Here is a 25378-nt window from a genome sequence, read left to right on the forward strand (position 1 = left end):
AGTTGACGGCTCGCGTATCGGGCTGCCTACTCTGGTCGACATGGACGTCTCGAATGCGCACGTACTCCTCACCGGCGCCTCCGGCGGGATCGGCGAATTCCTGGCGATCGCTCTGGCCCGCCGCGGGGCCCGGCTGACCCTCACGGGCCGGCGCTCCGATGCGCTCGCCGAGCTCGCAGATCGACTGGGCGGCAGGGTGATCACCGCCGACCTGTCCGAACCGGAAGCTCCCGCCGAGGTGGTTACACAAGCCGGTCGCGTCGACATCCTGGTGGCCAACGCAGGACTGCCGGCGTCGGGGCCCGTCCTGGAATACGCGACGGCCGAGATCGATCGCGCTCTCGAGGTCAACCTCAGGGCGCCGATTCTCATGGCCAAAGCTGCTGCAATGCAAATGATTCCGCGTGGACGCGGCCACCTCGTGTTCATGTCGTCGCTTTCGGGGAAATCGGCATCGTCGAACACGTCTCTCTACAACGCGACGAAATTCGGTCTTCGCGGGTTCGCGTTGGCGTTGCGGGAGGATCTGCGGCCCCACGGGATCGGCGTGTCATCGATCTATCCCGGACCGGTGCGTGACGCCGGCATGATCGCCGATTCCCGGGTGCGACTGCCGCGGGCGGGCACGGTCACCGCTGCCGCCGTGGGCGCCGCCACGATCCGTGCCATCGAACGCGACCGGCTCGAGACCACGGTGGCGCCCCTGCCGCTGCGGCTGGCCACGACGCTCGGTGGACTCGCACCGGCCACCTCCGCGGTGTTCGCCCGCCTCACCCACGGCGACCGGCTGGTCGCCGCCATCAGCGACGGCCAGCGCAGCAAGCGCTGACCGGCTAGTCGGCGGCACGATGCTTGCCGACATACGGGGATGGCGCCGAGCCGGTGCTCGACGACGATCCGCTGGATGAGGACGTGCTGGACGGGGACCCGGTTGTTGGGCCGGCGGTTGACGGGGATGTGTTCGACGACGTCGATTCCGCGGTCGACGAGCCTGCCGTGTCGGAGCCGCCGGTCCCGGACTCTGTCGTGCCCGAACTTGCTGTGCTCGAACTTGCTGTGCTCGAACTTGCTGTGCTCGAACTTGCTGTGCTCGAACCGGAATCGGAACCCGAGGAGCTCGGCGCACCGGAGCTCGTGGTTGTCGACGGGATCGAAGGTGTGGAGGTCGTTGCCGTGGGAGTCGACACGGGGGTGGTTGTGCCGGTTGTGGACGGGGAACTCGTGGCAGGCGCGGCACTCGGGGCTGTCGACGCCGACGTACCGCGCAGTGCCTGCTCCGAGGTCAGCGTGACCGAACTCTTGACTGCCGTCGTCGGCGATGTCGCTGCGAGAGCAGGCGTGGCGGTACCGGTGTTGGCGGTGGCGAAGCTGGGGACGGCGTTCAGGATCGATTCACGGATCATCGTGGCCAGCTGCTCGGCCGAGGTGCCGGTCATCCCGGCTGCCTGGCCGAGCCCGTTGATGTTGGTGACCACGTTGGCGGCCAACAGTTTCGCGAATGCATCGACCTGTGTGCCGAAGGCCTCGAGGTTCTGCGGGATCAGGGTGGGCAGTTGCGGAATCATCGCGAGTGACTGATCCACCGAGGTGACGGCGTCGGCATAGATCTGTTGCCATGCCTGCGCGGTCCACAGGTTGGTGACCTGGACGTAGTCGGGGCGATCCGGATCGTCGTAACCGGGTGCGGGGTTTTCCACCCAGTTGCCGTCGGTCAGTTGCTGGCCGAGGTCGAAGGCCGTGTAGTACTTGCCGAACAGCCCGAACTTCGGCAACGACCCGGGTGCGCCCTGCGCGCCGAACAGTTGGCACGGTAGGCAGAACGTGCCCGGCACAAACGGATTGAGCCCGTTCCACACCGCTTCGGCGAAGTCGCCGTAGGCGCTGGCCCACTGTGCGGTGGTCGGCCCTTGCTGCACGCCGGTCGGGTCCTGGGTGAGCGTTTCCCATACTGCCTTGAGTGGGCCGAGCAGATCGAGGTGGACCGTCTCACCCGACCAGATGGGCTGGATGTTCACCACCGTTCCGTCGGCGGTGGTGTAGGTCGCGTCGTTGGGATCGATCGTGTTGCTGATCTCTGGGAAGGTGTAGCCCGTCACCAGTTTCCAGGCCGGAACCTGTCCGTACTGGAGGAAGTAGAGCGGATCGCTGCACGGCCCCGGGACACCGGTGCAGTTGGGCGTCATCGGGGCGAACGAGGCCAGCGTCATCCAGAGTTGGTCGGACTGCGCATTCGCGACCAATGGCACCGGCATCAGCAGCAGGCTGATCGCCTTGACCTTCTCGTAGTCCTGCTGATCGAAGCCGACCACATTGGTGGGGATGTACACCCACCAGTTACCGGAGTCGTTGAACGCCTTGGTGGTCTGCTGCAGTGCCTGATACTGCACGGCGGGAATGTTGGCCAGGGTCTGGTAGATGTTCGCCGGGATGTTGGCGATGGAGGCCTCGGCGTGCGCCTGCGCGCCGGGCGCGGCCACCTGCGCGCCGATCGCCGCGGCCACTCCCGCGCCGGCCATGGCGGCGACCACCGATCGTGAACCCCGGTGCGGTGAGCGCTGTCTCGCTGTCTTCGTCACCGCTGTCGTCGTCATCGCTGTTTTCCTCGTCACTGTGTGTTCCCTCCCGTTGCCGCGTGTGGATCGCGGTTGGACAATTCGATGCGTTGATTGGGCCGCGCGTTTTCTTCGGTGGTCGAGGTATCCGAGCCCGCTGGGGCGAGGGCCTCGAGACCTGGTGCGTCGATGAGTGTCGTCATCACCGCGGGGGTGGCGGAACCAGCGTCGGCGCAGGTGGTCTCGAGGCTCGCCGCACGCGGCTCGCACCTCGACCAGCGGGGTAAAGGCTGGGTGGCTCGTCCGAATTCCGTTGCTGGGATTGCGGAACCAGCGTCGGCGCGGGTGGTCTCGAGGCTCGCCGCACGCGGCTCGCACCTCGACCAGCGGGAGAAGAGCCGGGTGGCTCTCCCGAAATCCGTTGCCCGGCTCGACCAGCGGGGTAAGGGCTGGGCACCGGCGTGGTCACGGGTCGTCATGGTGCGCTTCCTCCTCGAGTCGCCCGAGCCAGATTCGGCCTCCGTAACTATCGAGATGGGTGACCTCGCCGACGGGTCTGCGCGCCGATGGGCCGTATCGACCCTGCGGCCAGCCCAGGGGCACGATGCACACCGGGGTGACGTTGACCGGCAGCTCGAGGGTTCGGCGCACCGAGGTGAGGTTCCACAACGGCATCGTGGTCAGCGACGCGCCGAGACCCATCGCCCGAGCGGCCAGTAGTAGGTTCTGCACGCTGGGATAAATCGATCCCCAATACCCGGATTCGGCCGGATGCGGCATCCGCACACCGGTGAGGCGCCCCTCACGCACACCGAGGCGCAGGCAGGCAACCACCAGCACGGGGATCTCGGCGAAGTGGTCGACCTGCCACCGAACGGCCTTGACCGTGCGCCGCGTGGCATCGTCGGAACGTACGAGATAGCGGAGTGCGAAGCGTGAGTACAGATTCCACGCCTGCCGGTACCGGCGTGCCAGCTTCTCCTTCACCGCGCGGTCCTTGACGACGATGAACTCCCACTGCTGGCCGTTGTTGCCGGTCGGCGCATGCTGCGCGAGTTCGATGCAGGCAAGGACGATCTCGTCGTCGACCGGATCGGGACGGACCCGCCGGATCGCGCGCTGGGTCATCATCGCTTCCTGCAGCGGCATCTGCAGCCGCTGCAAGGCCTCATCGACGGTCGGTATCGGCGCGGGTTCGCGTGTCGGCGTCGGCGGCGGTGTCGATGGCGAGGGTGATGGCGAGGCGATCTCAGTCATGGTTGTCGATCCATTCGGTGGTGAACCGGCCGACATCGGGTATGTGGCGCCGGAATTCGGCGCCGATGGCACTCTCGACGCGCCCTCCGACCAGCGGAAGGCGTACCTCGACGGTGCCGTCGACGACCATGTGCGACCCGCCGGATGCGGGTTCGATACGCGCACGCCCGAGCCCGGAACCGGGCGCCCCGAGCACAGCGATCTCGATCGTGCCGTGCACACGGTCGTCGGCGCTGACCTGCCAGTGCTCGGTCGTGCGCACCTTGAGCTCACCGGGATAGACCCGTGCGATCAAGGACGGGAGGCGATCCGCGCGAAGGTCTTCGGTCATGACCAGCCGTACCGACTCACCGTCGGGCGTCGATGTCCGGTCGAGTTCGTCGAGCGTCGTCGACGACTCGAAGGCGGCATAGCGGTCGTGCCAGTACGCGGCCGCGGCGAATGCGTCGAAGACCTGTCGGGTGCTGTGCGGAGAGGTGACGGCAACCTCGAACGTGCGCGGCATCAGGCAGTTCCCGCGCTGGTGAATTGATCGCAGAGGTTCTCGGCGAAGTCGCGTGCCCGGATCAGGTCGTCGGGTCCGATGTTGGTCATCGGGATCGGTACCCCCAGATAGCTTTTCCGGTACTCCCCGGAGCCGAGATAGCTGGTCAGCGAGAGCATCGAGCGCAGCTGACCGCCCGGATAGGTCGTGACGAGGGCGCCGAGGTAACGCCCGCCCTGCCAGCGGCCCCGTGCGCGGACCTCTTTCAGATTCCCCCGCCAGCTGTCGCGGCAGACGACGACGACGGCAAAGGCGCTGCCCGCCAGCACCTGCCGGGCCGCGGGTGAGGTCAGGAACGAGCGAATCGGCATCGCCGGTGCGCTCCACCAGGTCGGCGATCCGATGCAGACCAGGTCGTAGCGGCGCTCGGTCACGAAATCCGGCACCCGGATCGATCCGGTCTTCTTACGCACCTGGGCCGCCAGGACACTGAGCATGTCAGGCCACACGCGGGCCATCGGAAACCGCGAGAATCGGCGCGCGTACCGGTCGTCGGTGAACTCGATCGCTGCCTCGTCGACCGCATAGCCGTGCGCGGCGAAGACATCCCCGGCGGCCGTCAGCATGCTCCGGGTCTGCCCCGTGTAGCTGTAATACAGCAACAGAACCCGGGGCTGCGGCCCGCCGACCGCGTCGGGATCAGCGTGCGTCATCTCCGGCCTCCCTTGTCATCTCGCCCAGGGGATCGCTCAATAGTGTTGGTGCACAGGCGTATTCGGTACTAGAGTGAGGTCTATGACGACCAAGGTTGCCGTTGACCTGCATGGCGCGGCCAAGACCATGCTCACCACTCTGTATCTGAAGTCGCTCGATGCGGGTCTGGCGCGCCCGGTGCTCGGAGATCGCTTCGCGCCGCAGGCGGTGGAACGACTCGACGTCGACTGGAGCGAACTGGGTGTGACGGCGCGATGGGCGCCGATCGTGACCGTGCGCACCGCACAGTACGACCTCTGGGCACGCGAGTTCCTTGCGGCACACGACCAGGCGACCGTCGTGCATATCGGGTGCGGACTGGATTCGCGTGTGTTCCGCCTCGACCCTGGCCCCGGCATCGAGTGGATCGACGCGGACTTCCCGGAGGTGATCGCGCTGCGCGAGAAGGTGTATCCCAGTCGGGCGAACTATCGATTGATGGCGACCTCGGCAACCGATCCGTCGTGGCTCGACGCCATTCCCGTCGATCGGCCGGTGCTGTTCCTGGCCGAAGGCATCAGCATGTACCTGACCCGCGACGAGGGGCTCGCCCTGCTCTCCGGGGTGGTCGAGCGTTTCCCGGCCGGCGAGATCCAGATCGACTTCTACAACTGGCTGGCGATCGCCACCCAGCGGGTACACATGCTCAACCGGCGATCCGGTTCGCGACTGCACTGGGCGGTCAACTCCCCCAACGACATCGTCGATGAGATCCCGGCCCTGCGTGTCGTGGACTCGGCCAACCTCTTCTCTGCGGAGACCTTCGCCCGGGTGAGCGGCCCGTTCGCCGGGGCCGGGGTGCTGTCCCGGGCGATCCCTGCGGGCCGAAAGGCATTGCAGTACCACCGATACGCGTTCTGAGTGCCGCGTCATCGGAGCGCCCCCGCTCCGATGGCGGGATCGGCTGACGCCGCGATCTCGGCGAGCAACGCCGCGATGGCGTCGATCGATCGCTGCGGATCCGGTCCGTGCGTGTGATATTCGACCATCAGGCGGCCGTCGAAGATCTTGCTCGTGTACATCTCGATGCCGCCACCGACCTGGAAGTGCAGTTCGCCGTGCACCGCGGTCAGTCGCACACCCGGTGGGGTGCGCATCGGTGGCACCACGCCGTTGTCGGTCATCATGACGACGTCGGGCAGGCCGGGCGGATTGCCTTCGTAGCTCGGCGTGAAATGCAGCAGGGACTGGGCAATGACACCCTCGGCGAGATCGGCGCGATACGCCTCGGCGATCCGGGTGGCGAGATCGAGAGCATCGGTGCCGTGATCGATGTCGGCCAGGAAGGTGCCCACCCCGACGGGGTTGGTCGCGGCCGTCGCGGTCACCGGTGGGCTGAGCACATAGCGCAGATCGACCGGATAGATGTAGGGCACGGGGATGCGTCTGCGTCCCCGAACCTGCCATTCGGCGATCAGGATGACCGCCGCCAGTACGCCGTTGAGTCCCACGCCGTTGCTGCGCGCATAGTCGACGATCGCGCGGGTCTGGTGTTCGTCGAGCCCACACCATGCCATCGGTACCTGCTGGGGAGCCGAGGGCCGCGCGTTCGACGTGGTACGCCGCGACGGCGGCAACTCGTAGGCGAACAACGCGGGCATGAAGCGTTCCAGACCGGATCGGTGGAGCTTGGTGATACCGCGCTGGGCCAGCACGCTCTCGAGTGGGTCCGGCGCCGGCTCCACGGGTCCGGGCCGCAGGTCTCCGGTGATCACCAGATCGGTGTAGTAGGAGAACAATTCCTCGATCAGGGCGAACTGGTGATGTCCGTCGGCGAGGCTGTGGTGGACGTACAGGGTCGGCTGGGCTCCGCCGTCGAGCACCACCACGCGCAGGTGTACCAGCGTCTCGGTCTGGTCGAAATGCGGCGGTACGATCTCGGCGCTGCCGTCACGGTTGTCCACCACCATGATTCCCGGGTGCATCAGGTCGTCGACCACGATCTGCCAGCGTTGATCGGCGTCGCGTTCGAGATGGCCGCCCAGGACGGGATGCACCTCGAGCAGCGTGTCGAAGGCCTCGGCGAGCGCGTCGGTGTCGACGGGGCCGTCGAGGTGGGCGCCGAGTCCGACGAAATTGTGTGTCTCGGCGAACATCTCCTCGCTCTTGGCGAGGTGGCGGATGACTGCTGAGGCGCTCACGGGTCCTCCTGGTGATCGATGACGGTCGGTGCGGGCTGGTCCGGATCAGCTGTGCATGCTGGCCTTTCGGTAGCCGATGGCCAGAGGGATCGCGCAGACCACGATGATGCTCACCGACCACACGAGCAGTCCCGTCAGCGGAGCGGCGACCGGACCGCCCACCGACAGGCCCTTCATGGTGTCGACGGTGTAGCTGAGTGGTTGGTGCGACACCGCGGGCTGGATCCACTCGGGATACTGGTGCAGTGGCACGAATCCGGTGCTGAAGAACATGAACACCCCGGACACGAGAGCCGTCGCCTCGACGACGATCGTCTTGGCCGAGTACAACGCGAGTGTGGCGACACCGACGGCGAACGCGAGCCCGAACAGACACGGCACGAACACCCAGCCGATCGCGGCGGCCACACCCTCGTGGAATCGGAATCCCATGGCGTAGCCCGCGATCAACAGCGCGAGGGTGGCCACGACCATGCGGATGGTCTCGGCGAGCAATCGCGAGATCACCCCCGCCGCGCGGTTGATGGGCAACACCCACAGCCGCGCCAGCAGCCCGCTGTCACGCTCGTGCATCAGCGACAACCCGCCGACCGTGGCGCCCTGGGTCGCGGCGACCATTGCCACCAGGGGCACGCTGCCGTACAGCGCGTCGATGCCGGTGACCCGGGTGATGCCGTCGCCGAGCACGATGTTCAGTGCGACCAGGAACGCCACCGGAACCAGGATGGTCTCCGAGGTGCTCGCCGGATCACGCAGCCAACGACGCATGGTGCGCGCGGTGAGCGTCACGGTGTGCGAGAGCAGAGCGCGTGGCGACCATTCCGCGGGCCTGCGCGGCGCGGCCGGAATCGATTGTGCGGGAGCGGAGGTCATCTCGCCGGTGAGTGGCGTCATCGGTTCAGCCCTTCCGCCGTGCCAGCACCGCGTAGACGGGCATCAGAACAACCACGAGCGCCGCGATCCATGCCAGCGACGGCCCGATGGTCTGCCAGGTGATGGCGCCGGCCGCGCCGGGCACCCGGTCACCGGCCAGTGCCCGCAACGCGTAGACGAACTGTGAGATGGGTTGATTGCGCACGAAGCCCTGGATCCAGTGCGGAAACGCCGACGCCGGCTGAACCCCGACCGAGAGAAGCCCGAAGATCAACTGCGGCAACATCATCAAGTGAGTGGTGGCGTCGGGATTGTGCGACGCCGTGCCCACCACCTCCCCCAGGAACGACAGGGTGAGGCCGATGGCGAGCACCAGTCCGCAGAACGCGACGGTGTAGACGGTCCCGGCGTAGAATCGGAATCCGATGACGTGTCCGCAGATCAGCGAGATCACCAGCGCGACCGTGCAGCGGTACATGCTGGCGGTCATACGGGACGCCAACGGGGTGACACGGGAGATCGGCAGTGCCCGGAAGCGCCGGTTGATCCCCTCGACTGCATCCGAGGCCGAACGGAAGGCGCCGGAGATGGCCGCGAAACTGATCGCCTGAAGTGCGATGAGCGGCATCAGATACTGTGCGTAGCTGCTCATCTCGGCGGCGTAGAGCCCCATGAAGTTCTTCAGCGGGATGTAGAAGCCCGCCGTGAACATGATCGACGCCGCGACCTGGGTGAGGAGTTCGCCGTTGCGCAGCGTCGGCACGATGCTGCGGGTGGTCAGCACCCACCACTGCTGCACCCCGGAGGGGTGGGTCTCCCGACTGCCGGCGCCGGTGACCCGCTCGGGTGACCACGACGTCGGGGTCATGACGCCACCTCGGCCCGGTCCGGCCGGGCGGTCTCGGCGGTGAGGGCGAAGAACACCTCGTCGAGGGACGGTCGGCGCAGGGCGACGTCGGCGAGTTCGATTCCGGTGCCGTGCAAACGACGGAACACCTCGACCATCGTGTCGGCGCCGTGCGGTGCGGGCATGGAGACGCGATCGGGATGCGCGGTCACCGTTGCGCGACGGGACCGCGGCATCATCGGGGTCAGAGCCTCGACGATCGCCGGGATCGCGGAGGTGTGGCGGGGTACGATCTCGCAGTAGGTCGCCCCGGTGCGTTCCTTGAGCTGATCGGCCGTGCCCTCGGCGATCACCGTGCCCCGGTTGATGACGACGATCCGGTCGGCGAGGGTGTCGGCCTCCTCGAGGTACTGCGTGGTGAGGACGGTGGCGATGCCGTCGGCCTTGAACCGTTCGACGAGATCCCACACCGCCTGCCTGCTTCGCGGATCGAGCCCGGTGGTCGGTTCGTCGAGGAACACGACCTCCGGACGGACGACGAGACCGCACGCGATGTCGATACGTCGACGCATGCCTCCCGAGTACGTTCCCAGCGGCCGGTTCGACGCGTACTGCAGGTCGAACTGTTCGAGCAGTTCGTCAGCCCGGCGTCGCGCCGCCGACTTCCGCCATCCCTGCAGCCGGCCGAACATCACGAGGTTCTCCCGGCCGGTGAGCATGTCGTCGAGGGCCACCTGCTGCCCGGTCAACATGATCGAACGCCGCACCGCGGCCGGGTCCCGCGCGACGTCGTGTCCGGCGACCAGCGCGGTTCCGGAATCGGGAGAACTCAAGGTGCACAGGATGTCCACCGTGGTGGTCTTTCCCGCCCCGTTGGGGCCGAGGAGGCCGAGGACCTCGCCGCGTCCCACGGTGAAACTGATACCGCGCAACGCCTGGAAGTCCCCGAAGTTCTTGCGCAGATCCCGTACGACGACCGCGGCATGCGAGTCATCGGGGCGTCGATGCCGACCGCCACGGTCGGTGTCGCGGGTGTGGCCGCGAGTGTCAGTGAAGGGCACCGGATTCCCCCAGATCGACGTCGGCGGTCAGGTCGATCAGTTCCAGCTCTCCGTCGGCGGAATCCGCCTCGTCCTCGACGATGGCCTCGCGCGCGAGATCGGCGAGCGACGCGATGCAGGCGTCGGCGAGCCGGGACACGACGTCGGCACCGATGCGGGCCGGGTCGTACCACCAGTCGACGTGCAGGATTCCACCGCTGCGCTGGGCACGGATCTCGAGTGCGTGCCCGAACCCGGGTGCCGATGCCCGAAGTGCCTCCGCCATCGTCGGATCGATCGAGACGGGTTGGTCGTCGGCGGTCGGCAGATCGGGTATGGGGCTGCCGACGACCAGCGCGATATCCGGCGCCGCAGTGGCCTCGAGAGCACGCGCGCTCGGCGCGTGCAGGTGACGCAGGACGCCGTGGCCGACGCCGTGATGCGGTACCTCCAGCAGGATCCGGTGGACGGCCTCGATCCGCGTGGCAGCCGGTTCCCCACTGAGCGCGGTGCAGCCGAGTGCCACGGGGTACAGGGCGGTGAAGGATCCCAGGGTCCGACGCGGGTCGAGGTCGGGCCGCAGGACCCGTCGGCCGCGCCCGGCGAGGTCGACGTCGATGACGCCGTCGCCGAAGGTCTGCGCCAGCGCGCGACCCAGTGCGGTGAGCAGGAAGCGATCCACCGGAAAGGTGAGTCGTCGACGCGCGTCGTCGAGCTCGATCGTCTGGGTGGTCGTCAATGCGGTCGACATGCGCTGCAGCGCAGTGGAGTGCGGCCGCAGTGCTTCACCGGTGATCGGTCTGCGGGTGGCCTGTCCGCGCCCGGTCAGCCAATACCTGCGTGAGTCCAGGACCGCCGGATGGGCGGCCAGCTCGGAGGACAGCTGTGCCCACTGGCGCCACGCAACGGGCACGGGCGCAAGCGAGATGTCCTCGCCGGCGAGTACCTGACCGAAGGCGGTGAACAGATCGGTCACCAGGATGTCGCGGGCTTCCTCGTCGGCCACCAACCCGTGCACACTCATCGCGAGATACGACTGTCCGTCGGCCTGCACATGCGCGGCGAGGTACGGGGTGAGCTCTCCGTCACCGGTGAGGGTGCGGAGGAACTCGGGGATCTCCTGCGCCCCGGACACCGCCGCGACCGCGAGGTCGGCGGCCTCGACAAGCGCCGCGACACGGACCTCGCGGATGCCGTCCTCCTCGACGATTCGTATCCGCAGTGCATCGTGGCGATTGACCACCGCGGTGAGGACGTCGCGAATACGGCCGGTGTCGACGTCGTCGCGGACACGCAGGATCAGCGGTACGCGCCACCGGTTGCCGTCGGTGACACCGGAGTCCAGGAACCGGATCATGGTGGGCGTCAAGGGAAGATGATCCGGATCAGCCGTGACCGTGCGGCCCAATCCGCCCGCGGCGTAGCGCTGGGTCAGCGTCGCGGCGAGGGTGGCGACGGTCTGGTTCTCGTAGAGATCCTGCGGTGTGATCTCCAACCCCTCGTTCGCCGCGCCCATCGCGATGCTGATCGCGATGAGCGAATCCCCGCCGATCTCGAAGAAATTGGCGGTGCGCTCGACCGACCCCACTCCGAGACACTGCGCCCAGATCCGGCCCAGCGTGGTCTCCATCGGCGTGCGACCGCCCGTCACCGATGACCCCGTCGTCGCGGCCCCCCCGGCGGTGTCACCCGCGGCGTCGGGCTCACCCGTGTGCGTCATCCGTGCCGACCGATCGTGGTCGACCCAATGACGTTGGCGGGCAAACGGATATCCGGGAAGTGTGACGAGCGGTCGATCACGGTCGTCGTCGAGGTCTACCGGAACTCCGGCCGACCACAGTTGACCGAGGCCCAACAGGAAGGTGGTGCGGTCGTCCCGATTCTGGGCGGGGTGACGCATCAGGCGCACCGCTCGGTGCCCGTCGGCCCATCGGGGGTGGCGGGCGGCGGCACCGGATAGCGTTCCGCCGGGCCCGACCTCGACCAGGACGCGGGCGGGGCTCTCGAGCAACGTCCCCATCTCGTCGGCGAACCGCACCGTTGCCCGGATCTGCCGTGCCCAGGTGGCCGGGTTGGTGGCCTCGGCTGCCGACATCACGGTGCCGGTGACGTTCGACAACAGCGGGATCTGCGGCTCGCGCAATGTTATTCGCGACAAGAAGGCCGTGTACTCGGCCACTACGCCGTCCATCAGCCGCGAGTGGAACGCATGGGAGGTGCGGACCCGCCGTGCGGTGATCCCCGCCTGCGCCAGCCGTGCCGTGAACGCGGCGATCGCGGTATCGGTGCCGGCGACCACGCATCCACCCGGATCGTTGATCGTGGCGATGTCGACCTCACCGGCCAGATACGGTGTGACCACGGCGGGTTCGGCCGGCACGGCGACCATCACGCCACGTGGCGCCGCATTCATCAGCCGGGCGCGCATCGCGACCGCCGATGCCGCGGTCGGCAGATCGAACACCCCGGCAAGGGTGCCTGCGACGTATTCGCCGATGCTGTGCCCGGCCAGCACCGCGGGATGCACCCCGCGTGATTGTGCGAGACGCGCGAGTGCGTATTCGACGGCGAACAACGCGGGTTGGGTTCGGTCGGTGCGTTCGAGTGACCGTGCACTGCCCTCGAAGATCTCCGCGCGCAGGTCGATTCCGAGCTCGGCGTCGAACGCCGCGACGCACTGCGCGAAGTGTTCGGCGAAGACCGGCTCGGCTTCCAGCAGACCTCGCGCCATGCCGACGTGTTGCGCGCCTTGGCCGGGAAAGAGGAACGCGACGCGATCGGTCGCCGTGTCGGCGCCTGCGACCTCGTCGGTGATCATCACGTTGTCGTGCTCGTCGGTGCGCAGGACCTCGACGGCGTGGGCGGCGTCGTCGACGACGGCGACGAGGCGATGTCGGTACCGGTGCCGCCGGTTCAGGGTGTGCGCGAGAACGCCTACGTCGAGGTCGGGGCGCGCCTGCAGGTCGTCGGCGAGTGCGGTGCGCGCCTGCGTGAGCGAATCGGGTTGCTGCGCCGACAGTGTCACGATCACCGGGCCGCGCGTCGCCGGAGGCAGTGGGGCCGGTGGTGCTTCCTCGAGTACCACGTGGACGTTGGTTCCGCCGACACCGAACGAACTCACCCCGGCGCGGCGCGGACCGTCGCTCTTCCAGTCGGTGGTCTGTGCACGGACCTCGAACGGTGTGCGCTCGAGGTGCAGTTCGGGGTTGGGCTGGGTGTAGTGCAAGGTGCCCGGAAGCGACCGATTCTGCAGGCACAGCACGGTTTTGATGAGACCCGCGATACCCGAGGCCGTCTCGAGATGACCGATGTTGGCCTTGACCGATCCCAGGACGCACGGCCCGCGACGCTCCTGCTCGGCGAGTTCGAAGGCTTGTCGCAGCCCCTCGACCTCGATCGGATCACCCAGTGGTGTGGCCGTGCCGTGTGTTTCGACGTAGCTGATGGTGGCCGCGTCGACCTCGGCGACGGCGTGCGCCTCGGCGATGACCTCCGCCTGTCCGGCCGCGGTGGGCGCCGCATAGTTCATCTTGGTCGCACCGTCGTTGTTGATCGCCGACCCGCGGATCACCGCATGGATGCGATCACCCTGTGCCAGTGCGTCGTCGAGATGTTTGAGGACAACGATTCCCACGCCGGAACCGAACAGGGTGCCGTCGGCCCGCGAGTCGAAGGGCCGGCAGTATCCACTCGGTGAGGCCATCGACCCGGGCTCGTACCAGTAGCCCACCCGGTTGGGCACCCGGATCGAGGATCCGCCGGCCAACGCCATCTCGCATTCGCCGTTGAGGATGCTCGCGGCGGCCAGATGCACCGCGAGCAGCGACGACGAGCAGGCCGTCTGGACGGCCAGCGCGGGACCGCGCAGGTTGAACTGGTGGGCGACGCGGGTGGCCAGGTGGTCCTTGTCGTTCTCCAGCGAGAGGTTGATCATCTCGAAGCTCGCACCCTCGCCGATGATGCGGTGGGGATCGAGGTGGGACATCAGGTTGTGCAGCAGATATCCACTGGCCGAACTTGTTCCGAATACACCGACGGTTGCCTCGATGTCGTGCGGATCGAGTCCGGCGTCCTCGAGAGCGTGATACGCGGTCTGCAGGAACAGTCGGTGTTGCGGGTCCATCATCCGGGCGGCGCGAGGGGTGAACCCGAAGAACTCGGCATCGAATTCCTCGATGCCCGTCAGCAGCGGTGCGCGCCGCACGTAGGCCGGATTGTCGAGGGTCTTGCCGCTCACCCCGTGCGCGGTGAGATCCTCGGCGGCGAGGGTCTCGATCCCTTCTCGCCCGGCCTCCAGGTTGCGCCAGTACTCGGTGAGAGACGCCGATCCCGGGAAGCGGCCGGCCATGCCGACGATCGCGATCGCGTTGCCCCCGAACGCTTCTGAAGTTCCTGCTTGTGTCATGCCCGCTTCTGTCATGCCCGCTGTCCTGTTCTGCGCCGGCCGGCCCGTTGGCGTGCGGCGGCGCGCAGTTGTGCTCGTTCCCGGAGACCGCCCGAGGCGTCGGTGTCGTCGGCGACGGCGAGATCGAGCTGACGGATGAGATCGGCGGCGAGCGCACGCAGACTCGCACCCTGAAGTAGCAGTGCCACCGGTGGTTCGGCCCCGAAATCGCCGCGTACCGCGTTGCGGATGCGTACGGCCATCAGCGAATCCATGCCCAGGTCGGTCAACGGCTTGTCGACGTCGACGGCCCGACTGTCGGCGAAGCCCATGATGGCCGCGATCCGGGTGCGCAGACGGTCGGTGACGGTGTCGAGTGCCGTGGTGGCATCGAGGGCGCGCAATGCTTCCACCCCGCCCCAGGTGTCGTCGGTGAGATCGTGGAGTTCGGCGACGAGTGGGGCGAAGTAGCCCAGCTGATCGAGTTCGGGGAATGCGACGGCCGCGCGGTCGAGCCGGAGGCGGATGACGCCGGCCCGGGTGGCGTCGGCGGCCACCAGCGCGTCGAACGCCTCGATGCCTTCCGCCGGGCTGATCGGGTCGAGAGCGTCCATCGTCAGGGCGGCTGCCACACCCACCTGGGCCCACTGGCCCCAGTTGATCGCGGTGGCCGGCAATCCCTGGTGGCGGCGCCAGAGCGCGAAGGCGTCGGCCCACGCGTTGGCGGCCGCGTATGCGCCCTGCCCGGGCGAGCCGAGCAACGACGCCGCCGAGGAGAACACCACCCACCAGTCCAGGCGCAGATGTGCGCTCGCCTCGTGCAGGGCGAGCGCACCGGCGACCTTGGGTGCCCACACCCGGCTCAGGCTGTCCGGCTCGAGTGAGGTGAGCAGTGCGTCGTCGATGACGGCGGCGGCATGCAGCACACCGCGAACCTCTCGGCCGGTCGCTCCCGCGGCGTCGACCAGTGCGGCGGCGACGCCGGGTTCGGCGATGTCACCGGCGATGTAGGCCACCTCGCCACCGTTCGAGAGGTCGTCGATGAGCGTCTGTTGATCGGGTGTGATCGCTCGACGACCGTTGAGGACCACTCGTCCGGCGCCTGCGTCGAGGAGGTGACGTGCCATCAGGGTGCCGAGGCCTCCGAGACCACCGGTGACGATATAGGCCGCGCCCGCCGCGACCGGGGTGACCGACGGGGCGGCGAGCGGAACACGACGCAGACGGCGGGCATGGCGCGCACCGGCCCGCCAGGCGACGATGTCGTCACGGGAATCGGCGGCCAATTCGGCGACGAGCGGCGCGTCCTCGGCACCATCGAGGTCGACCAGGGTGACGCGCAGCGCGGGATACTCGTAGGCCATCACACGCACGAGCCCTTCCAGCGCCCCCACGGTCGGATTGCCCGGTTCGTCTGCGCCGACCCCGATTCCGTTGCGCGTGATTAACCAGACACGAGGCGCGCGACCCGGTCGGGCGGCGATCGCCCGTACCGCGGAGGTGACCGACCAGACGAGTTCGCGGGCGTGGTCGGACGCCGAGTCGCGGGGGTCGAAGGTCTCGGTGTCGAGCAGGGCGACCACACCGGCCGCCGGAGCCGCCGAATCCGCATCGAGATCGGTGAGAGCAGTGAGAGCGGCCCCGGATCCGGTCATGCCGGATCCGGCCGCCCCCGCCGGCAGCGTCTGGCGCAGCACCCGGCGCGACGGTGAGCGACCCAGCAGCTCGGCAAGGTCGTCGGCCGAGGAACCGCTGGTGGATGAGTGTGCCGTGAGGATCAGCCAGCTGCCGTCGGCGAGTTGTCCCGATGCGTCGCCGGGAAGATCGGCGGGTACCCATTCGGTGTCGAACAGCTTCTGCTCGAGGGGCAGCGGCACCGAGTGGCGTTCGACCTTACGCAGGTAGACACCGGATGCGACGGCGACGGTTGCCCCGGAGTCGTCGGTCAGGATGAACGAACCGAGCTTGTCCGCGGTGCCGGGGATCTCGGTCACCTGCGCCGAACACGTTGCGCGACGCCCGATCACACCGGTGACGCGCAGGGAGTCGATGGCCACCGGGAGGTAGGTTGCGGCGTCGGCGCCACCGGTCGCGGTGCCCGGGATCGACTCCCCCGGCATGGCGGCCGCCACGCCCTGCAGGGCGGCGTCGAGCAGCACCGGATGCAGCCGGAACCCGCGGTCGACACCGGCCGCGGCCGGGAGTTCGATCTCCGATTCCGATGCCCCGGTACGTGGGCCGGCATCATCGGTGGAACCGACCCGCACGATGTGGGTGAGGGCGGCGAACGCCTCACCGTGGGCGGCGCCGGTGCTCCGCAACGCGCGGTAGAAGTCCGCGGGCGCCACCGTCGTCCCGCCGATCAACGCGATCGGGGCGGGGATGTCCGGCGATGTCGACGTGACCACCCGTCCGGTGGCGTGCTTGCGCCACGCACCTTCGGTGGTGCGGGAATGGATCTCGACGCGCACCTCTCCGTCGGTCGCGCGGCACAGGCGCGTGGTCACCGCCACGGTGGTGTCCACGGCGAGCATCTCCTCGACCTCGAGGCGATGCACCTCGAGCCCGGTCGCCGACACCCCCAGCGCCTCCGAGCCCGCGGCGAGCACCATCTCGGCGAATCCGGCGGCCGGGAGGACGGCACGGTCGTGCACCTGGTGATCACCGAGCCACGCGAGATGGTCGGTGCCGATCTCGCCCTGCCAAATATGTTCTCCCCCGGGAACTTCGACATGGGTGCCGAGCAGTGGGTGCTCACCGGAACGGGTGGGTGCGGCCCGAACCGTCGGCCAGTACCGCGTGTGCTGCCAGCTCGTCGGGGCGAGTGTCACCGGCGGTGGGGCCGTGACGGCGGAGTCGGCGGTCCCGGTCTTCTCGGGGCCGGGTTCCGGCGTGACGGACTCGACGACGGCGAGCGCTCCGTGGAAGGTCAGGGTCTCGTCGTCATCGCGCACGAGGGTGCCCAGCACCTCCACGTCACCGTCGGGACGTGCGGCGGCCAGTGTGTCGCCGATCGAATGGGTGAGCAGCGGGTGCGGGCTGATCTCGATGAAGGTCGAGTAGTCGGCGGCGGCATGGGTGATCGCCTCGCCGAAGCGCACCGGATGACGCAGGTTGCGGACCCAGTAGTCGGCATCGGTCACCGGAGCGGTCTGCGAGTCCTCGACGGTCGAGATCATCGGGATCGTCGGTCGCCGGGGGGCGAGGTCGGCCAGTGCTGCCCGCAGGTCGTCGAGGATGGGATCGACGGTCCGATGGTGTGAGGCCACGTCGACCTCGACGCGGCGGGCGAGCAGATTGCGGGCGGTGACCTCGGCGATCACCGCGTCGATCTGCTCGGGCGGGCCCGCCACCACGCATTGCCGTGGGGAGGCGTACACGGCCGTCGAGAGCCCCGGGTGTGCGCGGACGAGTGCGTCTGCGGTCGCCGCGTCGGCTTCGAGGAGCGCCATCGCGCCGTGGCCCGAGAGTGCCTTCATCAACCGCGACCGCGTCGCGATCACCGACAACCCCTCAGCCACCGACAGCGCCCCCGACACCACCGCCGCCGCAACCTCACCCATCGAATGACCGATCACCGCATCCGGACACACCCCATAGGACCGCCACAACGACACCAACGCCAACTGCACACCCACCAACACCGGCTGAATCCGATCAATACCCACCACCGGCTCCCCCGACGCCAACACCTCCCGCAACGAAAAACCCACCACCGCACCAAACACCGGCTCCAACTCCGCCACCGCAGCAGCAAACGCCGGCTCCGCCACCAACAACCGACGACCCATCCCCGCCCACTGCGACCCCTGCCCCGAAAACACGAACACCGTGCCGGGCCGGGACGGATATCGGCGGGGGGCGAGCACACCGGGACGTGGGCTGCCGTCGGCGAGCGCACGCAAACCGGCCACTGCCTCGTCGGTGTCCCGGGCACATACGGTGCCGACGGGATCGGTGGTGGTGCGCAACCGATCCAGGGTCGCCGCGACGTCGGGCAGTGCGACCGACGGGCCGGCCTCGAGCCACTGCGCGAGTGCACGAGCACGGTCGCGGACACGATCCTCGGATCGACCGGTCACCGACAGTCGCGACACGGTCGGCATCGCCGACGCGCCCCTCGACGCGGCGAGCGCGGGCCCCTGCTCAATGACGATGTGCGCGTTCGTACCGCCGAGGCCGAAGGAGGAGACCCCGGCACGACGGGGTGTGTCGGTCTGCGGCCACGGCATCGTCTCGGTCGGCACGATGATGCGCGAGGACCGGGCGTCGATGGCCGGATTCCATTGGGTGAAGTGCAGATTCGGCGGAATCTGCCCGTGCTCCACCGTCAGTACCGCTTTGATGAAGCCGGCGATACCGGCGGCCGCCTCGAGGTGCCCGAAGTTGGACTTGACCGCCCCGAGCGCGCACGACGACTCGCGGCCGTACACCGCGGACAAGGCGTCGAACTCGATGGGGTCACCCAGAGATGTTCCGGTGCCATGGGTTTCGACGAAGTTGACCGAGGCGGCGGGCACGTCACCGGCAGCGAGTGCGCGGGTGATCACCTCGCGTTGGGCCGGCGCATTCGGTGCGGTGAGGCCGTTGGACCGTCCGTCGGAGTTGACCGCCGAACCGCGGATGACCGCGTGCACCCGGTCACCGTCGCGGACCGCGTCGGCAAGGCGTTTGAGGACCACTACGCCCGCACCTTCGCCGCGGACGAAACCGTCGGCCGCCACGTCGAAGGCATTGCATCGTCCGCGAGGCGAGAGCATTCCCCATTTGCCCAGTGCCAATTGCGTTTCCGGCCGAAGGATCACGCTCACACCGCCGGCCAACCCCAGATCGGACTCCCGGGAACGCAGGCTCTGACACGCCAGATGGAGGGCGACCAGCGACGACGAGCACGCCGTGTCGACGGCGACGGCCGGGCCCCGCAGGCCCAACAGGTAGGCGATGCGTCCCACGGTGATGCTGTGCGCGTTACCGGTTGCCGAGTACGCGTCGATCGACTCCGGATGCGATGCCGAGGTGCTCTGGTACTCGTTGTAGTAGACACCCAGGGTGACCGCCGCACGCACCCCGGTCAGCGCGTCGGATCGGTATCCGGCATCCTCGAGCGCCTCGACCGCCACCTCGAGCGCAATGCGCTGCTGGGGATCCATCGCCTCCGCCTCGCGCGGGGTGATCCCGAAGTAGTCGGCGTCGAAACCTGCGATGTCGTCGAGGAATCCGCCCCACTTGGACGGCATCCGCCCGGGCACCATCGGATCCGGGTCGTAGTACTCCTCGGCATCCCATCGCTGCGGCGGAACCTCCACCACCCCGTCGCGGCCCTGGGTCAACAGCTCCCAGAACGATTCCGGCCCACGGACGCCGCCCGGGAAGCGGCAACCCATGCCGACGACGGCGATGGGTTCGGCACCGGTGATGCGTGCGGCCTTGTCGAACTGCTCGACCAACGCGGTGCGTTGTGCCGGCGTCATCGCCGACACGCGATCGAAGGTGGTCTTCATCGTTGCCCACTCTCGGGGACGGCCGACACGGGCTGCGTGTCGGACAGGGACTCGGATCCGGCCAACGGATCCGAGAGGGACTCGACGCTGTCGAAGAGACTGTCGAGCACGCTGACCTCGGCCTGCTGCTCGCCGGCCGCCTCCGCCGCGGCGGCCTGGGTCGCCTCACGTCGAGGGGCGAGAAGATCGGTGAGCATCTCGCTCAGGGCGTCGATGGTGGGATGGTTCCAGAGCATGGTCGCCGACAGGTCGAGGCCGACCAGGTGACGGGCATCGCGCAGCACCGTCATCGCCATCATCGAGTCGAGGCCGAGCTCCGGGAACGGCTGATCCGAGCGCACGGCGTCGGTCGGCATCCCCAGTTCCCGTGCCAGGATCACCCGCATCCGGCTCACCAGTTCGGAGCGGGTTTCCTGCTCGGACAACAGCTTCCAGTCGGGCGCGTCGGTGGCCGGGTCGGGCGCTCCGCCGATCGCCGGCCCGGCCGCCGGCGCCGCGGGAACGAAGCACAGGCCCCGGAGATCGACGGTGAACGGTGCGCCCGCCCCGGCGGTCACGTCCGCGGCGAAGCCACCGCGGCGTGCCTCGCGATACCGGACCTCGACGGTCGCCTCACCGTGCGTTGTGCCGGCCGCCCGGGCCGGGGACACGGTCATCGTCTCCGCCGCTGCCGGGAACATCAGGCCGTCGTGCGACGCGTCGACCAGCCGTGCCAGATGTACCGCGGCGTCGAGAAGCGCCGCGGTCCCCGAGGCGGACACGCCGGCCTGCAGAGTGCCGGGCGCGGAACGGTTCTCGAGGGCCGTCCACGAGTAGGGGCGGCCGGACAGACCCCAGCGCTGCTCGAGGTCCGCGGCCTGCTCGGACGAGAAGCCGGTCGCCGCGCGGGCGGCCTCGATGGGTGCCACCTCGGAGTCGAGCAGAGCTGCGCTGAGATGCTCGACCCACTCGTGCATGCCGGCGCCCACCGAGGTGGCCGAGGCGATCGTGATCGCACCGGTGTGATCGAGTCGCACCCGGACGGCGCGGGGACGATCGAGGACCAGCGGCTGGGTGAACGCGATGTGCTGCGCGCCGGACGCGCCGGCCTGTGCCACCACGGTGGCCACGGTGTGCAGCAGCACCGACGCCGGGACGACCTCCACCCCGTGCACCAGATGTGAACCGGGATAGGGCAGTTCGTCGCCGGCGATACGGGCGAACCAGGTCTGTGACGGGTCGTCGGCACCGGTGCCCGAATCTCCCGCGCTCGTCTCGAGCGTGCCTGTCTCGACCGTGCCAATCCCGATCGCGTCGGTCTCACCCAGAACGGTGTCGGGCCGGGCCGGCGGCAGACCAGACAAGTCGCGGTCGGCATCGCCGAGCAGGTCGTCGACGATGTGGAACGAGGTCCGCATCCGGTAGGCCTCGGCCAGCCGTGCCCACTGTGCGCCGACCACGATCGGCCGGACCGGCGCATCCGCGCCGAGCAGGGTGGGCAGGGTCGCGATCGCGGTCGCATTGGGCATCGGGGTCAGTCCGGCGGAGGCGGTCTCGGGCTGGGCATCGGCCCAGGACTTCCACAACCCCCAGTCGATGACGGTGGCGGGTAGTCCGACGGCGCGACGGGCGAACGCGAAGGCATCGGCGAAGGCGTTCGCGGCGGTGTAGTGCCCGAGCCAGCGTGAGCCGAACAGTCCGGTGATCGAGGAGAACAACACGAAGCGACGGACCGGGGTGGTCACCGTCAGGTCGTGCAAGACCGAGATGGCGTCGACCTTGGGGCGGAACATCGCGTCGACGTCGGCATCGTCGAGGTCGATCAGTGAACCGGCGCCACCGGCCAGGGCGGCGACGTAGACGCCGTCCAAGGGTGGGAGGTCGTTTCCGAAGCGCGCGAACAGTTCTCGCATCGCGGCCGGGTCGGCGGCATCGGCGGACCAGTGCACCAGCGTCGTCGAGTTCGCGGCGAGCTCTGCGGTCACCCGGGCCGGCAGGTCGGCACCGCTGCGGGAGAGGGCGACGATGGTGTCGGCGCCCATCCGCGACAACTCGACGACGAGGTCGGGCCCCACATTTCCGGTCGCACCGACGACGAGCGCGGTGGTGCCGCCGGGTAATCCGGTCAGCGGGGTCGGCGGTAGCGCGGGCCGCAGCCGCGGCAGTAGCCGTCGGCCCGCACGCAGCACGACCTGATCCTCACCGTCGGAGCTGTCGAGTTCGGCGCGAACGTGCCGCGCCACCAATGCGGCGGGCAGCGCGGCATCGACGTCGAGGATCCGTCCGAAGATCTCGGGGTTCTCCAGTGCGAGTGTCCGGGCGAATCCCCAGAGCACCGCCTGCGCCGGGTCGGCGGGTTCGCCGTCGGCGACGGGTTGCGCGTTGCGGGTGAGGATCGTCAGATGTGCGCGCCCGGGCGCCGCGGCGAGCGCCGCCGCGACCCGTCGGACGTCACCGAACACCTCGTGGGCCCGGAGCGCACCGAAGTCCGTCGTGGTGGCCGCCGGGGCGAACACCACGTGTGTTGCGCCGCTCAGTGCGGCTCCCTCGGCCGCGTCGGCGACGGACACCGCGCGCGCCGCCGGTCCGAAAGCTGCGGCCAGCGCATCCGGCTCCTCGGAGACGACAATCCAGCCGTCACCGTCGGCATCGGCGCCGACGACAGGTGATGCGCCGACGGCGGGTGATGCGAGGTCGACGGGCAGGGCGCGCTCGATCCAGGCGAGTTCGTGGTACCACTCGTCGAGAACGCCTCCGGAGCGCGGCGAACCGCTCTCGGTCGGCAGTGATGAGCCGGCGTGATGTGAGCCGGCGTGGTGTGGGGCGGCGGGTACCTCCACCCAGTACCGCGAATGCATCCAGGGGGATTTCGGTAGCCGCGTGAACGCCGCGGTATCGGGCACCGCGGGTGCGCGCAGCGTCTGTGTCGCAGCGAGATTCGTGAAGAAGGTCTCCACGTCGTCGGTATCGCGAGCCAGGCTGCCGATGGTGTGGTGATGCCGATCGGCCAGCGTTGCATCGATGGCGTGGGCCAACAGCGGATGCGGGCTCATCTCGATGAACGTCGCGTGCGTGGCACCGGCCTGCGCGACACGCTCGGTGAACCGGACCGGGTTGCGCAGGTTGGCGCACCAGTAGTCGGCGTCGACGACCGGCGACGTCGCACCGTCCGGGTCGGCGGTCGACAACATCGGGATCGTCGGTTCGGTCGGCGTCAGGCCGGACAATGCGGCCCGCAGTTCCGGCAGCACCGGGTCGATGATCGGATGATGCGACGCCACGTCGACCTCGACGCGCCGGGCGAGCAGATCACGGGCGGCGACCTCGGCGATCGCCGCGTCGATCTGCTCGGGCGGACCGGCCAGCACCGTCTGATCGGGTGCGGCGTGCACCGCGATGGTCAGATCCGGGTACCGACTACAGATCTGGTCCGCGGCGTCGGCGTCCAGTCCGACCAACGCCATGGCGCCGTGGCCCGAGAGTGCCTTCATCAACCGCGACCGCGTCGCGATCACCGACAACCCCTCAGCCACCGACAGCGCCCCCGACACCACCGCCGCCGCAACCTCACCCATCGAATGACCGATCACCGCATCCGGACACACCCCATAGGACCGCCACAACGACACCAACGCCAACTGCACACCCACCAACACCGGCTGAATCCGATCGATACCCACCACCGGCTCCCCCGACGCCAACACCTCCCGCAACGAAAAACCCACCACCGCAACAAACACCGGCTCCAACTCCGCCACCGCAGCAGCAAACGCCGGCTCCGCCACCAACAACCGACGACCCATCCCCGCCCACTGCGACCCCTGCCCCGAAAACACGAACACCGTGCCCCCTGGGCAGGTTCCCTCATGTGCGGGAACGACTCCCGGCGCGCGGTACCCACCGGCGAGGGCGCGCAGGCCCGCCTCGGCCCGTGCATGCTCGCGTGCGGTGACCGTCGCGACCACACCGAACCGTGAGCGGTGGTGGGCCAGAGTGTGAGCGATCGCCGACAGGTCGACGTCGGCGCCATCACCGGCTATCCAGTCCGCGAGGGTCTGAGCCTGTGCGGCAACGCGTTCGGGGGTCTTGCCCGAGATCATCAGCGTGCGGACCCCGGGTTGCGCAGTGGCCGAGACCGGGGTGACTGCGACAGGGGTCGGTTCCGCCGGCACCTCGGGGGCCTGCTCGAGTACGACGTGCGCGTTGGTGCCGCTGACACCGAAGGACGACACCCCGGCGCGGCGTGGTCGCCCGGATTGCGGCCACTGCTGTGGTTCGGCGGCGATGGCGAAACGCGAGGCGCCTTCGCACGCATGCGGATTCAGCGCCGAGAAGTGGAGCTGACGAGGGATGTGCGCATGCTCGATCGCCAGCACCGTCTTGATGAGGCCGGCGATACCGGAGGCGGATTCGAGGTGCCCGAGGTTGGTCTTGACCGATCCCAGAACCAACGGTGCACTCTCGCCGCGCTCGGCGAACACCCCGTGCAGGGCGTCGAGCTCGATCGGATCGCCCAGAGGGGTTCCGGTGCCGTGGGCCTCGACGTAGTCGATCTCCGCCGGTGTCAGCTGGGAGGCGGCCAGCACCGAGCGGATCAACGCCTGCTGGGCGGGACCGTTCGGTACGGTCTGGCCGCTACTCGCGCCGTCCTGATTCACCCCGGTACCGCGGATGACCGCACGGATGCGGTCGCCGTCGCGTACCGCGTCGGAGAGGCGTTTGAGCACCACCACGCCGCACCCCTCGCTGCGCACATAGCCGTTGGCGTCCGCGTCGAAGGTCTTGCAGGTGCCGTCGGGGGCCAACATGCCCCACCGGGAACAGGCGATGCTGTTCTCCGGGCTCAGGTTCAGATTCACCCCACCGGCCAGCGCACTGTCGATCTCGCGGCGCCGCAGCCCCTGACAGGCGAGATGGATCGACACCAGCGACGAGGAGCATGCGGTGTCCGAGACGATCGCCGGGCCGTTGAGGCCGAGGAAATACGACAGGCGGCCCGCGGCGAAGTTGGCGGCGTTGCCGAACGGGATGTACGGATCGAGTCCCGTCCGCGGGATCGCACCCGCGAACGTCAACGTGTAGTCGTTGGTGGTCATCCCCACGTACACGCCGGTGGCCGTGCCGCGCAGCCGTTCACGCGTGAGGCCCGCGTCCTCGATGCACTCCCAGGCGACCTCCATCAGCAGTCGCTGCTGGGGGTCCATCCCGATCGCCTCGCGCGGGGTGAGTCCGAAGAATTCGGCATCGAACTCGTCCGGGTCCCAGTGGGTGAGGAAGCCGCCCACCCGGTTCACGATGGTGCCCGGGATCGTGTGGTCCTCGGCGTAGAACTCGTCGGCATCCCAACGGTTCTCGGGCACCCGCACCACGCCGCTGCGGCCCTCGGTCAGCAGATCCCAGTAGTCGCCCGGGTCGTCGACGTCGCCGGGTAACCGGCAACCCATGCCGATGATCGCGATCGGCTCACGGTCGCCCTGCTCGGCGATGGCGAGCTTTCGGGACAGGTCGTCGATCTTGCGCAGTGCGTCGGTGATGATCGCCCGGCGATCCGAGGTTTCGGGAGGCAC

Annotated in this window: 13 protein-coding genes; 2 read left to right on the top strand and 11 right to left on the bottom strand. The window is 68.7% G+C overall.

What is annotated here, in order from left to right; genetic code table 11:
* Positions 1–40: 40 nt before the first annotated feature.
* Positions 41–829, top strand: coding sequence for an SDR family oxidoreductase (locus tag QNM97_RS10930; protein ID WP_283822739.1), 789 nt, complete (start codon positions 41–43; stop codon positions 827–829).
* 4 nt (positions 830–833) lie between these two features.
* Here the strand turns inward: QNM97_RS10930 and QNM97_RS10935 are convergent, their stop codons facing one another.
* The 4 genes from QNM97_RS10935 to QNM97_RS10950 form a co-directional block, all read right to left on the bottom strand.
* On the bottom strand, positions 834–2591 hold the full coding sequence (locus QNM97_RS10935; protein ID WP_283822740.1) for a hypothetical protein: 1758 nt from the start codon (positions 2589–2591) through the stop codon (positions 834–836).
* 426 nt (positions 2592–3017) lie between these two features.
* On the bottom strand, positions 3018–3809 hold the full coding sequence (locus tag QNM97_RS10940; RefSeq protein WP_283822741.1) for a nitroreductase family protein: 792 nt from the start codon (positions 3807–3809) through the stop codon (positions 3018–3020).
* Positions 3802–4314: a DUF2505 domain-containing protein gene (locus QNM97_RS10945; RefSeq protein ID WP_283822742.1), complete on the bottom strand. Its 513-nt coding sequence runs from the start codon at positions 4312–4314 to the stop codon at positions 3802–3804. Before QNM97_RS10945 ends, QNM97_RS10940 begins: the two co-directional genes overlap by 8 nt.
* Positions 4314–5006, bottom strand: coding sequence for a flavodoxin family protein (locus tag QNM97_RS10950; RefSeq protein ID WP_283822743.1), 693 nt, complete (start codon positions 5004–5006; stop codon positions 4314–4316). Before QNM97_RS10950 ends, QNM97_RS10945 begins: the two co-directional genes overlap by 1 nt.
* An 82-nt stretch (positions 5007–5088) precedes the next feature.
* On the opposite strand from QNM97_RS10950, the gene QNM97_RS10955 reads away from it, so the two are divergent.
* The gene (locus QNM97_RS10955; protein ID WP_283822744.1) at positions 5089–5907 is read left to right on the top strand and encodes a class I SAM-dependent methyltransferase; all 819 of its coding nucleotides are present in this window, start codon (positions 5089–5091) and stop codon (positions 5905–5907) included.
* An 8-nt stretch (positions 5908–5915) separates the two neighbouring features.
* Here the strand turns inward: QNM97_RS10955 and QNM97_RS10960 are convergent, their stop codons facing one another.
* The 7 genes from QNM97_RS10960 to QNM97_RS10990 are packed head-to-tail and all read right to left on the bottom strand — an operon-like array spanning position 5916 to position 25378.
* Positions 5916–7187, bottom strand: coding sequence for a phthiocerol/phthiodiolone dimycocerosyl transferase family protein (locus QNM97_RS10960; protein WP_283822745.1), 1272 nt, complete (start codon positions 7185–7187; stop codon positions 5916–5918).
* Positions 7188–7232: 45 nt separating this feature from the next.
* Positions 7233–8081: an ABC transporter permease gene (locus QNM97_RS10965; RefSeq protein ID WP_283822746.1), complete on the bottom strand. Its 849-nt coding sequence runs from the start codon at positions 8079–8081 to the stop codon at positions 7233–7235.
* A 4-nt stretch (positions 8082–8085) separates the two neighbouring features.
* On the bottom strand, positions 8086–8928 hold the full coding sequence (locus QNM97_RS10970) for an ABC transporter permease (protein WP_283822747.1): 843 nt from the start codon (positions 8926–8928) through the stop codon (positions 8086–8088).
* Positions 8925–9968, bottom strand: coding sequence for an ATP-binding cassette domain-containing protein (locus tag QNM97_RS10975; RefSeq protein WP_283822748.1), 1044 nt, complete (start codon positions 9966–9968; stop codon positions 8925–8927). Before QNM97_RS10975 ends, QNM97_RS10970 begins: the two co-directional genes overlap by 4 nt.
* Positions 9955–14352: a type I polyketide synthase gene (locus QNM97_RS10980; protein ID WP_283822749.1), complete on the bottom strand. Its 4398-nt coding sequence runs from the start codon at positions 14350–14352 to the stop codon at positions 9955–9957. Before QNM97_RS10980 ends, QNM97_RS10975 begins: the two co-directional genes overlap by 14 nt.
* An 11-nt stretch (positions 14353–14363) precedes the next feature.
* Positions 14364–19832 carry a type I polyketide synthase gene (locus QNM97_RS10985; RefSeq protein WP_283822750.1) on the bottom strand — a complete coding sequence of 1823 codons (5469 nt, stop codon included), beginning with the start codon at positions 19830–19832 and terminating at the stop codon, positions 14364–14366.
* Positions 19829–25378, bottom strand: coding sequence for an SDR family NAD(P)-dependent oxidoreductase (locus QNM97_RS10990; RefSeq protein ID WP_283822751.1), 5550 nt, complete (start codon positions 25376–25378; stop codon positions 19829–19831). Before QNM97_RS10990 ends, QNM97_RS10985 begins: the two co-directional genes overlap by 4 nt.

Source organism: Gordonia sp. L191 (assembly GCF_030077625.1).
Lineage (GTDB): Bacteria > Actinomycetota > Actinomycetes > Mycobacteriales > Mycobacteriaceae > Gordonia > Gordonia polyisoprenivorans_A.